The 11,481-nt window shown below is 42.7% G+C and carries 16 protein-coding genes and 1 pseudogene; 5 read left to right on the top strand and 12 right to left on the bottom strand.

The window, feature by feature from the left end; genetic code table 11:
- Positions 1-291: 291 nt before the first annotated feature.
- The 12 genes from VZ94_RS25925 to VZ94_RS26985 form a co-directional block, all read right to left on the bottom strand.
- Positions 292-429, bottom strand: coding sequence for a hypothetical protein (locus VZ94_RS25925; protein WP_157844901.1), 138 nt, complete (start codon positions 427-429; stop codon positions 292-294).
- A 45-nt stretch (positions 430-474) separates the two neighbouring features.
- A complete protein-coding gene (locus VZ94_RS11120; protein ID WP_082081575.1) occupies positions 475-708 on the bottom strand; it encodes a hypothetical protein in 234 nt (77 codons plus the stop codon).
- Positions 692-907 (bottom strand): TaqI-like C-terminal specificity domain-containing protein, encoded by a 216-nt coding sequence (locus tag VZ94_RS32750; RefSeq protein WP_369126299.1) that lies wholly within the window; start codon positions 905-907, stop codon positions 692-694. The genes VZ94_RS11120 and VZ94_RS32750 overlap by 17 nt, the downstream gene beginning before the upstream one ends.
- A 209-nt stretch (positions 908-1,116) precedes the next feature.
- The gene (locus VZ94_RS22900; protein WP_052700459.1) at positions 1,117-1,527 is read right to left on the bottom strand and encodes a hypothetical protein; all 411 of its coding nucleotides are present in this window, start codon (positions 1,525-1,527) and stop codon (positions 1,117-1,119) included.
- Positions 1,508-1,909 (bottom strand): Eco57I restriction-modification methylase domain-containing protein, encoded by a 402-nt coding sequence (locus VZ94_RS22895; protein ID WP_052700458.1) that lies wholly within the window; start codon positions 1,907-1,909, stop codon positions 1,508-1,510. Before VZ94_RS22895 ends, VZ94_RS22900 begins: the two co-directional genes overlap by 20 nt.
- A 22-nt stretch (positions 1,910-1,931) precedes the next feature.
- Positions 1,932-2,837 carry a DNA methyltransferase family protein gene (locus VZ94_RS26440; RefSeq protein ID WP_052700457.1) on the bottom strand — a complete coding sequence of 302 codons (906 nt, stop codon included), beginning with the start codon at positions 2,835-2,837 and terminating at the stop codon, positions 1,932-1,934.
- 163 nt (positions 2,838-3,000) lie between these two features.
- Positions 3,001-4,272: a hypothetical protein gene (locus VZ94_RS22885; protein WP_052700456.1), complete on the bottom strand. Its 1,272-nt coding sequence runs from the start codon at positions 4,270-4,272 to the stop codon at positions 3,001-3,003.
- Positions 4,273-4,358: 86 nt separating this feature from the next.
- On the bottom strand, positions 4,359-4,895 hold the full coding sequence (locus tag VZ94_RS11105) for an REP-associated tyrosine transposase (protein WP_045779283.1): 537 nt from the start codon (positions 4,893-4,895) through the stop codon (positions 4,359-4,361).
- Between the two features lie 79 nt (positions 4,896-4,974).
- A complete protein-coding gene (locus VZ94_RS27000; RefSeq protein ID WP_204369116.1) occupies positions 4,975-6,336 on the bottom strand; it encodes a C-terminal helicase domain-containing protein in 1,362 nt (453 codons plus the stop codon).
- A gap of 94 nt (positions 6,337-6,430) precedes the next feature.
- Positions 6,431-7,267: a DEAD/DEAH box helicase family protein gene (locus tag VZ94_RS26995; protein WP_204369115.1), complete on the bottom strand. Its 837-nt coding sequence runs from the start codon at positions 7,265-7,267 to the stop codon at positions 6,431-6,433.
- Positions 7,268-7,475: 208 nt separating this feature from the next.
- Positions 7,476-7,628 carry a hypothetical protein gene (locus VZ94_RS26990; protein WP_204369114.1) on the bottom strand — a complete coding sequence of 51 codons (153 nt, stop codon included), beginning with the start codon at positions 7,626-7,628 and terminating at the stop codon, positions 7,476-7,478.
- Positions 7,622-8,314 (bottom strand): phospholipase D-like domain-containing protein, encoded by a 693-nt coding sequence (locus VZ94_RS26985; RefSeq protein WP_204369113.1) that lies wholly within the window; start codon positions 8,312-8,314, stop codon positions 7,622-7,624. The genes VZ94_RS26990 and VZ94_RS26985 overlap by 7 nt, the downstream gene beginning before the upstream one ends.
- 456 nt (positions 8,315-8,770) lie before the next feature.
- Here VZ94_RS26985 and VZ94_RS32020 point away from each other — a divergent pair, with 456 nt between their 5' ends.
- From VZ94_RS32020 to VZ94_RS11085, 5 genes and pseudogenes are all read left to right on the top strand, one after another.
- The gene (locus VZ94_RS32020; protein ID WP_338040355.1) at positions 8,771-9,049 is read left to right on the top strand and encodes a hydroxymethylglutaryl-CoA lyase-like TIM-barrel protein; all 279 of its coding nucleotides are present in this window, start codon (positions 8,771-8,773) and stop codon (positions 9,047-9,049) included.
- On the top strand, positions 8,991-9,902 hold the full coding sequence (locus VZ94_RS11095; protein ID WP_338040354.1) for a hydroxymethylglutaryl-CoA lyase-like TIM-barrel protein: 912 nt from the start codon (positions 8,991-8,993) through the stop codon (positions 9,900-9,902). The genes VZ94_RS32020 and VZ94_RS11095 overlap by 59 nt, the downstream gene beginning before the upstream one ends.
- A gap of 3 nt (positions 9,903-9,905) precedes the next feature.
- Positions 9,906-10,052: a hypothetical protein gene (locus tag VZ94_RS26435; protein ID WP_192828629.1), complete on the top strand. Its 147-nt coding sequence runs from the start codon at positions 9,906-9,908 to the stop codon at positions 10,050-10,052.
- Positions 10,052-10,823 (top strand): annotated as a pseudogene (gene cysE / locus VZ94_RS11090) (serine O-acetyltransferase). The gene VZ94_RS26435 and the pseudogene cysE overlap by 1 nt, the downstream one beginning before the upstream one ends.
- Entirely contained in the window at positions 10,823-11,353 is a 531-nt protein-coding gene (locus VZ94_RS11085; protein WP_045779282.1) for a tetratricopeptide repeat protein, read from the top strand. The pseudogene cysE and the gene VZ94_RS11085 overlap by 1 nt, the downstream one beginning before the upstream one ends.
- Positions 11,354-11,481 lie beyond the last annotated feature (128 nt).

The raw sequence follows: 11,481 nt of genomic DNA, 5'->3' as shown, positions 1-11,481 counted from the left end.
CCCGTAAACCTGGATGTCGATTTGTTGTTCCCATGCAAGGTGTCTTGTCCGGCTTTTTTGCACAAAAAACGGCTAAAGCCGTTTTACTCCTATTGGAGTCCAACGGCTGTAGCCGTTGGCGGCTGGGGGTTTAGCGTGGCCTTCGACAATAGCGATTTCTTCGGGCGTTAAGCCGTACAGCCCGTAAACCGGGGTTTCGATTTGTTGTTCCTCTGCTCAGGAGTCTTGTCCGGCTTTTTTTTGCACAAAAAACGGCTAAAGCCGTTTTACTCCTATTGGAGTCCAACGGCTTTAGCCGTTGGCGGCTGGGGGTTTAGCTTGGCCTTCGACAATAGCGATTTCTTCGGGCGTTAAGCCGTACAGCCCGCAAACCGGGGTTTCGATTTGTTGCTCCTCTGCGCAGGAGTCTTGTCCGGCTTTTTTTTGCACAAAAAACGGCTAAAGCCGTTTTACTCCTATTGGAGTCCAACGGCTTTAGCCGTTGGCGGCTGCGGGCTTAGCTTGGCTTTCGACAATGGCGATTTCTTCGGGCGTTAAGTCGTAAAGCGCGTAAACCAAGGTGTCGATTTGTTGTTCCCATGCGCGGGTATCTTGCCCAGCTTTTTTTGCGGCAAGGATTTTGTCTACTAAGTCAATGAAGGGTTGTTGTTCGGGTTTGGATATTTGAGGAATTGGTAATTTTTCTACACCGTTAGAAAAAATACTCAAAGATACCACCACCTGTTTGCTTGCCAATTGAATTATAACGAAAATCTAATAATTTGGAATTGAGTAAAGCCAAAATATATTTCAGAGAAACAACATTTGGATTTGTGTCAAAAATTACGGTTGTATTAGTTAGTCCAATGTATTTCTGAGTATTATCAAAAGCAAAACAATTAGAAGCCCCTCGATAGGAGGTCCAAATTTTTATCTAAATGATAATATTCTTTGTGCATTGGAAAACTATAAGTCCACCATTTAGATGTTTTCCGTCTTTTTTTATCAGCTCTATTCTCCAAAAAATGTTTATGGCCCAGCAAGTAGACTTGAATACTTTGGGGCAAATTTTCAAATGTTTCTATATTTTCAATATACAATAAATCATCTGTAAGATATGCATCAATTACATATTTTTTAATAGCTTTTCCGTTCAATCTTTTTTTTCAAAAACTCTTTTGGAAAACTTTGTTTGGTAATTTGAGAGTTACTAAACACATCATTAGCGGCTGTTTGCATACCTGAGCCAACCCAAAGTAATTCACCTAAAAATGCTTTGTTAGCGTCTAATTTAGCATTTAACTGATTGGTTTCATTATTTATCAAAGCAAAAACACTATCTGACTTTAACTGAACTGGCGTAAAATTGTCCTTGTTGCGAATCAGTGATTCAAAACTTTCTTGGATATTTTCTTTCAGGGTAAAGGCTTGGGAAAATGAGGTTTTCCCATTTTTTTCAAAATGTACAATTGCCGTTGTAATCATTGCACTGTCAAATACTAAATATTTTTCAAAATTTACGATGCGTTTAATAGGGGATTTCTGCACAATAAAGTTCCGCAATTTTTTGGGCTTTATCAGAAAATAAAAAAGCATTTGAAATAATATAAAAAACACTACTCTGAGGTTTTACAAAATTCACCCCTGCTTTGATGAAATAAAACAAAATATCGCTTTTATCCATCCATATTTCAGCGTAGTTTTTTTTAATTTGTTCAGCATATTTTGATTTGGCTCCTAATGTTTCAACATTAAAATACGGCGGATTCCCAATAACCACATCAAACCCATCCATAAGCCCAAACATCCATTCCACATCAAAGAAATCCGCCGAAGCATTTTGATCATAAGGATTCCAGTGGGCTAATTGTTGCGCGGAAGCATTGCCCCAACCGTGTTCTTGCAATAACGCGCCGATTTGTTCGCGCAAGTTTTTATCTTGGTCTCGCAGGTTACGTTTTGTGGCGGGCGTTTTTGGCGCTAAACAAACGATGGCGAACGTCTTTTAATTGCTGCTCTAATTTTTCAACATCGGGGTTATCGAACAAACTCATCGTTGAGTCGGCGTTAATGCCTACGCTCGGTTTATCAATGCCGATTAAGGTATTGGCGGCGACAAATTTGGTTTCCAAATTCGGCAGGGGCAAAATACCGAAATTCTTTTTATCGGGGTTGACTATTTGATCGACAACTAGGGATATAAAAAACCGCAGCTTGCTGATTTGTATGGCGATGGGTTGAATATCAACACCGTAAATGCAGTTTTCAATCAAAAATAATTTTCTGGCATAGTCGGGGTGATTGATGTTGTGATCGAAGGTATTGTTGAGCTCCTTGAGCTTTTCACTGAGTTCTTTGTTATCTTCAATACGCATTGCCGCTTGGGTGTCTTGTAAAATTTTCCTGCGTTGTAGGGCTTGCCATTGTTTATTGTCCGGGTCGAGCTTGTGCAGGCAATGCACTAGTTTATGCAGGATGCCCATCGGGAATGCGCCGGAACCGCAGGCGGGGTCGAGGATTTTGCAGGTGTCTATGGCTTGTATGAGTTGTTCGGTTTCGGTGGAGTTGAAGGGGTTGATCAGATTGTCGTAGCTAAGTAGGGTACGTAGATTCTCGGTTACGGCATCGGGCAAAGCCCGTTGTAATACGGCATTTGTTTCCTGTGCTTCAAGTTCGTCTGGAGTGCAACGGGCTTTGCCCGTTACTGTGGTTTGTTCGAGTTGGCTGCTGAAATAGGCGAGCAACGATTCATCGACCATGTAATCGACAATTTCACGCGGCGTATAGAAACTGCCGGTTTGTTTGCGGGCTGTGGTTTGGGTTTCGGGATTATAGCTGGCGAGCAGGTTTTCAAACACCTGACCTAACAGTTCCGGGTCAAGCGCGATGTCCTGTTCCAGCGGCGTGTTTTCAGTGACGGTAAATTTATAGGCTTTGAGAATATTGATAAGCCCTTTTACGCTGACGTCTTTTTGTTTTTTGTCGCTGAGTTCTGCGCTTAAATCGGCGTGTTCGTCGCCATCAAAAAAAGATGTAATCCGGTACTCGCAACGGGTTATCCGGGCGGTCTGAAAAGCCGTCTTCGTACAAAATCACGTCACCGCCTTGTTTGCCTTTTAGCAGCGGGTCGGGTTTATCCAGACATTCAAACAAACCGCCGTTCATGAACGGTACTTTATCTTCGACGAGTGTTAAAAACGCTTGCGGATCTTTGAAGTAGCTTTCATAGCGCATTAAATTGGTGACATTTCGGTGCTGCTTGTCTTTGCGAAATTCACGCTTGCCTACTGTTTGGTTGAGCGTAGCAAAAAACAGGTTTTGTAGGATGGCGCGGTAATATTCGCTACGCTGGGTCTGGGTGTTGTAGTTTTTTTCTTTATGCGGAGCAAAGTCTTTAATCAGGTGGGCTTTGATGTAGTTTTCATCAAACAACTCGTCAGGTATCAGATTTTTTTCCTTGATAAACCATACAAACAAAATACGGGTTAATAAGCGGATGAGGTTTTTGGCGTTATGTTCGCGGACTTTATCGTTTTGTGTGGCGTTAAATACATCGTCTGCGTCAAAAGACGCGATAGGAAATACAACTTCTTTAATCGCCCAAAAATACCAGTGGGATAGTTCTTTGTAGAATTTTTTATTGAGTGCTTTAGTGTCAAGCGTCTTTTGCCAGGCATTGTGCAGTTCGACAAAATTACTGACTTTGTGGACGCGCTGGATTTCAGTAAAGGACAAATCAAATAGAATTTCAATATGCGCACGGTGGTGGTTTTCTATCGAAATATCCTTGATGAGCGTGATTTTTTCCAATACGTCTTTTTGAGCGTCTTTTTTGTTGAGGCGGCGATTAATAACGGCAAGAGTTATGCTTACGCCATGTTTAAACAGCACCATCACGGGCATAGCGAAGACTTTGTTTAACTCACGGGTTATTTGTGCGAGGTCTGTCCTGGAGTAATCGGCTGCGGTCAGTTGAATGGCAAAAAACAGGTAGGATTCGATAATGGTTTTTTCGAAAACGGCTGAAGCCGTTTTACTCCAGTTAACTTCTTCTTGGGAGAGCTGGAACAGTAAATCGATGGATTGCCATTGGTCGACTTTGGCTTTTTCAGCGTTGAAATGGGTGTTAGCTGCTAAATAATATTCTTCAAAATAGGCGTAGTTTTTTTGCTCGAAGGGCTGCCGTCTGATGGTGTTGTAGCCTAATGTGTCGAACAAATGAATGGCGTTATAGCTTAATGTGTTGCTGCTAAAGGCTTTGAGTGCGTTTTCTATGTCTTTTTTTGATGTCATTGTTTTTATCAGTTCGGTTGGATAACTGTTAGTTTATTTGAGTATAAAACGGCTTTAGCCGTTAGTTTAGAAGTACTGAGTGTGCTTTAAAAATCATCTTCCAGCAATATCAGGTTGTTATAATCGGTATGGTCTTTGAATTGCCTGATTAACTTTTCACGGCCTGTTTCGGCAAGATGTTGATGAAAGCTGGAAAAGGGATAATCGTTTAAGTTATTGGTATAGCCGTGTTTTATCGGATTCATCAGCAAGTAATTCAGGCGCGTCAGGTAATCTTTTTCATCGCGTGGGCAATAGTCCCAGTAATTCCACCAAGTCCGCTGTTGCGTTTGGGTTGTTTGTTTGATGTGGTAGCCACTCTGCCCGTGTATTTTGGTCATGATTTTGGGTAAGTCCTGACCTATCGGGCTTTGGCCTAAGAGATGGTAATGGTTGTCTAAAATGACCCAGTGATGCAACGCCCAGTGATGCCGTTGAAAATTATATTTTATCGCGTTTAACAGCCGTTCTTTTAGTTGGGGTGCTTGGAGTAATAGCTGTTTTTGGTAGTTCGCAGCGGTTATAAAATAGGGTGTATCGTCCATGAATAGATGCGTTGGGTTGTGCAGGTAGTCTTTTTTCATGGGGTTATTAAAACGGCTGAAGCCGTTTTWACTCCGTTTTAAAGTTGGAGTCCAACGGCTTTAGCCGTTGGCGTTGGTTTTATATCACTATCAACCAGGTCACCAGTTCAAATTGATTGAGATTTTCCAGTTGCTGTTTCATCGGTGCAATCAAAGCCCCTCTCTCGGAAGTCAACTTGTGGGCACTGCGTTTTTTGAAGACGCTGATGATTTCATCGGCCGCTGTTTTCAGTAAATTAGTGTAGTCCGCCATGTTTTCGCAATAGTCGGTTTCGGAGTTGAATAGCTCGCACAGTGGCTCATAAGGTGATACGACACCCTGGCATAAGACGCGATAGATTTCCAGAATAGCCTTTGCTTGTGTGTAATTGTAGCGTACTGTGCCGTCCGTCCAGATATAAGCTAAGAAATACGGCGACAATGGGTTGATGGCGCTATTGCCATCAGTATCCTGTTTTTGTTTCAGGCAGAAAATAACGCCCGGTTTGATAATGTTTTTTTCGGCTTCTGAAAAGTGATGACTACCGTAATGTTCGGCATAATCGCCGCCCGGCGCCGGCACGATGGTGTAAAGCCCTAACGGTGAATTGTGTAAATGCCTTTTATGGGTATCTAAAAACCCCGCCAGCTCTATTCTGAAATCATCCATCGTAAAATCGGTCAGTGATAAGCCTTCATCCATGTCTTCAAGATCCAGCACTTCATCTTTGAGTTTTTTTAATTGCTGATTACGGTAGTTCAAATCATCTTCGATGAGTTCATGCAGTTGCTCGGTATTGAGGATATTGTCTTCACCGGTCGCCGTCATATCGACCAGCGCCATTCTGGATTCAACCCGTTCCTTGAGGTTAATGTAATTATCAAGGTCTGGCGTCGGCCAGAAATTGACCAATTGGATAACTTCATTGCTACTGCCTAGTCGGTCAATACGCCCGAAACGCTGAATAATACGCACCGGGTTCCAATGAATGTCGTAATTGATCAGGTAATCACAGTCCTGCAAGTTCTGGCCTTCGCTGATGCAGTCGGTCGCAATTAACAGGTCAATTTGTGCACTTTCTTTTACTGATGACAGGTTGGCGCGGTTTTTTGAGAGAGGGGAAAAATTAACCAGTATGCTGTCGTAGTCGTTTTTGCCTAGTGTCGTGTGGGTCATGCTGCCGCTAATCAATGAACAATGCAGGTCGAATGTTTGTCTGTACCAGGGTTTAAGCGCATCGTAAAGGTAATTGGCGGTATCGGCAAAAGCGGTAAAAACCAGGATTTTCTTGTTGCCGGGATTGAGTGGATTGGCGTTTTTGGCGGTAATCAGTTTTTTGAGTTCATGCAGTTTCGCATCTTTTTCCAGCGTTACAAGTTGGGCATTGTTATGCAATTGGGTTAATGCAGCTTTGTCGCTTTGTAAATCAATCAGCCATTGCTCCACATCAAGATCAGCCAACGCAAATTTTAATTTTTTTCCGACTTGCCACAGTTCAGCTTCATCGGCGAAATCGTCTATCTCATCTTCATCGAGTATAAAGCTTTCCATATAGTCAGCTTGGACTTGATGGGTTTTGAACTGGGCAATTTTTTTCTTCTAATGCGGCGATTTTTTGTAGCGTTCTGTGCATGGAAATTTCAAAGGATTTAATAGAGCTTTCAAGGCGCTTTAAAAAATTGACTTTCATCATGCCGATGAGGACATGTTCACGATCCGTTTGAGTGAAGCCACTGACTTGTTTACCTGCCAACACCTCATACTTTGCCTGCTTGTCCGCTTTTACATAACTGGATGGACTGAAAATAGCCAGCTTATAGTTGAGTATCTGTTGATTAAGCGCGTCATAACTGGGGAATTGCTGCGCTAAGTCAATAGCTGGATAGACTGAATGCGGTTTTAAGCGATGCGGAAACTTAACTGCCGAATCAACGCTGTAAAACTTGACAATATGTTTTCTGGAGCGGGCGATAGTGAGTTCATCCAGTAATTTAAAAAAACCTGAATCCAGCTTATCCAGCAACAGCTTCATGCTTTTGGCAGAATCTTTTTTTGTGTGATCCATTGCCCAGTTAACAAACTGAGTTTGAGTGTTTTTAAGCACTTGAGAAATATTTTTGATTTTACAGCTTTCAAACAGTGCATCTTCTTTGCCTTCGGTGATAAAAGCGATTTGATTGCGTAAATCGCGCAAGGTGTTATTGACGGGCGTTGCCGATAACATCAACACACTGGTTTTACTACCCGATTTAATGATTTTTTCCATTAACCATCGGGCGCGGTTGCTTTTAACTGTGCCGTCATCACTGACTTTTTCTAATGGATTACCTCTGAAGTTATGCGACTCATCAATAACAACCAAGTCATAAATACCCCAATTAAAAGTGTCCAACGCTATACCATTGGCATTGGATTTTCCTGTGCTTCGTCCTACGTCGGTATGGTACAGAACCGTGTAATTAAAGCGGTCAGTTTTGAATGGGTTAAGTGCGTGATTTTGTCCGGCCTGGTAGATAGTCCAGTTACTGGCTAGTTTTTTCGGGCATATCACCAGCACCCTTTTATTCAGTAATTCAAAATATTTAATAATGGCGAGCGCTTCAAAAAGTTTTTCCCAAACCTACGCTGTCGGCAATAATACAACCATTATGTTTATTGATTTTATTAATCGCGCCTTTTACCCCGTCTCTTTGGAAGTCAAATAATGCCTGCCATATTTCGGTGTCAAAAAATCCGGTTTTTTCATTCAGCAATCCCGCTTGATTTTGCTCATCCAGATAGACACCGAAATATGATACAAAGTTTTAAAGTAAATAAATTCGGGGGAATTTTCTCGGTATAACTGTTCAAGGTAGTTTAAAACTTGTGCTTTAACGTCTTCGACCAACCCAGTTTTATCGTGCCATAACTCATCAAACCAGTGCTTTAATTCTTTCCGGTCCCTATCGCTGTCAATGACCAGATTGAGTTCAATATTTTTGCTGCCGCCTAACCCTAAACCATTGACGGTAAAATTAGAGCTGCCTGCAATAGCTTTTTCTATGCCGCTGGCTTGGGTGATGTGATACAGCTTACCGTGCAGAAAGTTAGGTTTGACCATAGAACGAATCTGCGCTTTATCACGCAGCCATTGTGAACACTGCCGGGCAACGGCTTTTTGGTGGATAATTTTTTCGGTTGCAATCACTAAGCTATCATCTTCAATTTTAAATGCCCTGGTATGGGCGTTATCAGGATCTATGGCTTTGATAAAGGTGGGTTCGCCAAATAGAAAACGCAATTCTTCGATGTTATCCAGCTTATCTTTTAACTGTTGATAGGCAAACAAGGTGAAATAAGCCGACACGATGGATACGCTGGAATCGGCCGTTAAGTGTTCCTTTAAAAAATCGCCTACTGAACCGTGAGCATGGTTGTCGCGTATTGATGAATAAATCATGATTCAGTCCTGTTTAGGTTTTTCCAAATGAAACATAGGCGGTTAAAGTATGACGAAATCGAACAACATGCCATATATCAAAACTACCAGGTATGTTAAGCCAGTCTAGCGAAAGGGACAAGGCTCGATGGGATGGTCTTGCCGCAGCTAAGTACAAGTCCACATCTATTTTAATATTCGCGCTGGAGTCAAATGGCTTTAGCCATTTGTTAAAAATGGCTAAAGTTTTTTACTCCTGTTAAAAGACTTTTACACAGTTACTTAGGTTTAAAAAGTCCCCTTCCCCAACTGCAACAATACTTTGTCAGGTTTCCTACAATCGCCTTTCCCTGCGTTAACCAAACATCGGCCTAAACAAGCCAACTTATTGTAAATACAATAACTTTTTTATCATTCACCAAGTTGGCAAGCGTTTTGCTTAATACTAAGCAAACACAGCGTTAACCAGGAATAGCCATGACTTACCCAACTCGCAGCATTGTCATTAATGACACAACATTACGCGATGGCGAACAATCCGCCGGGGTAGCTTTCTCACTAGAAGAAAAATTAGCCATTGCTCAGCAACTCGTTGCATTAGGCGTCCCCGAGCTAGAAATAGGTATTCCAGCGATGGGCAGTTGTGAGCGTGACGAAATTCAAGCCATTGCTGACTTAGGGCTGCCTGCCAAAACTTATGGTCTGGTCAAGAATGCGCCAAGACGATTTGACGTCATGCCTAGGTTTAGCCGTTGATAATATTGATTTATCAATTTCAGCCTCCGATCAACATATTTTGCACAAGTTAAAACAATCGCGCAGCTGGGTCTTAGCGACTATCGATAACCTAGTGCGTAAAGCTAAGGACTATGGTTTTAATGTTTGCGTAGGCTTAGAAGATGCCTCCAGAGCCGATATTGATTTCCTGTTGCGCTTATGCGAACACGCACAAAACGCCGGTGCATTTAGAGTTAGATTTGCCGATACAGTAGGGATTATGGAGCCGTTCGGTGTGTTTGAAACCATTAAAACGCTACGTGCCAACACCGACTTAGCGATTGAAATGCATGCACATGATGATTTAGGCCTAGCCACTGCCAATACGTTAGCCGCAGCCTTAGCGGGTGCTACGCATGTAAACACTACGGTTAATGGTTTAGGTGAACGCGCGGGCAATGCGGCATTAGAAGAAGTCGTGGTCGGGTTAAAACAATTATACGGAATAGAAACCGGGGTTAATTTACGGCATTTTTCTGAATTATCGAGCTTAGTTGCTAATGCATCAGGCGATGCCATAGGCACGCGTAAAAGCTTAATCGGTAAAAATGTGTTTAGCCACGAAGCCGGTATTCATGTCGATGGCTTATTAAAAGATTTAAACAATTATCAAGGGGTTGACCCTGCCATTGTGGGTCGCCAGCATGAATTAGTGTTAGGTAAACATTCAGGCACTCAAGCAGTTATTTACGCTTACCAACAATTAGGTATTCACCTTAACCGTGAGCAAGCTCAGCATTTATTGCTAGCGGTTAAAGACTTTGTCAAAACGGCTAAACGCTCACCGACGCCGGTTGAGTTAAACCAATTTCATCAAGCAATAGGGGACTGAGATATGAACCAAGCCAAAACTGCTCTAAGAGATGAATCTGCAACTAAAAAATCGGTTGCCGTTCCAGTTGATGACGACCGTTACCCAGGCTCATTTTTTAGGATTCCAGCACCACCCGTGCCAGGAAAAACCGGCTGGAGCTTACGCTAATGGCTAGTCAAACGAATGCACAAACCATTGGTTTTTTTGCACAATGGCATGAGGATGTGCATTGTGTATTCGGACGCGACCCGGCAGCCCATAGTGTATGGGAGATTTTACTGACCTACTCTGGCGTACACGCCGTGTTACTCCATAGAATCAGTCATAAATTATGGCTTGCCAATTGGAAATTGACCGCGCGCATCTTATCGGCTTTTGCTAAATGGATGACCAGCGTTGAAATTCATCCAGGCGCTACCATTGGTCGGCGTTTATTTATCGACCATGCGCTAGGCGTGGTAATTGGCGAAACGGCTGTTATTGGCAACGATGTCACGTTGTATCATGGTGTAACCTTAGGTGGGACGACTTGGAATAAAAGAAAAACGCCATCCCACCTTAGGCAATAATGTATTAGTCGGTTCGGGCGCAAAAATTCTAGGTGCGATTACGCTAGGCGATAATGTAAGAGTCGGCGCTAATTCGGTCGTGGTTAAAGATGTGCCGAATTGTTGTACCGTGGTTGGCATTCCAGGTCGGATTGTGCAAAGCAAAGGCACCAAGATTCAAACTAAACACGGCATAGACTTAGACCATCATTTGATTCCTGACCCAGTCGGCAAAGCCATTTCATGCTTACTTGAACGCATTGACGAATTAGAGGCTAAGCAAACCGCTCTGCCTATCACGGCTAATGATGATGAATGCCATACCTGCGATGCTGAAACCATTTGCACATCGCATAGAGAAAGCCCAGTCAAACTGGTCGCGGGGTTATAGTGGACTTATTAGATTTTGAAGCGCAAGGCTTGTATTTTGAACAACAAGAAGTCGCTGGCGTTAAAGAGTTATTAGCACAAGCCTCTGAATCATATGCTGATGGCGCTGCTGAATTACCGTTATTACAAGCCTATTTTAAAGCCCCCGAATCGTTAAATGTATTAGTTGCACTAAACCGGTTTTATTACTACCAGCATCGCTTAGACGAAGCATTAGAAGCAACAATGAAAGCGCTAGCGGTGATAAGGCCAATGCTTGACTTCCCCGATGATTGGCGGCTGTTAAGCCTAACTCATATCGAAACCACACCTAGCGGTTTATTAACCCAAGTACGCTTATATTTGTTTACCTTAAAAGCGATTGGCTTCTTATACATGCGATTAAACCAATTAGAGCTAAGCCAAGAAATTTTTGAGAAATTAGTGGCGTTAGATGAAAAAAACCGTATCGGCGCGCAAGCCTTACTCGACTTAGTGTTGCATTGCCAAGCTGAAATTGAGCAAGACGTGGCTAAACGTGGTATGGCTTAGAAATACTGATTAACCTAGGAACTTTATATACAAGTTTCTCGGAACCCTAATCCCGTTTGCCGCGCCGAGCACCGCAGGTTTTTCTGGGATTAGCCCGATAGGGGCACGGCATGGAYGCCGYGCGYCGA

Source organism: Methylocucumis oryzae (assembly GCF_000963695.1).
Lineage (GTDB): Bacteria > Pseudomonadota > Gammaproteobacteria > Methylococcales > Methylomonadaceae > Methylovulum > Methylovulum oryzae.
This window is presented reverse-complemented; position numbering and strand designations above follow the sequence as displayed.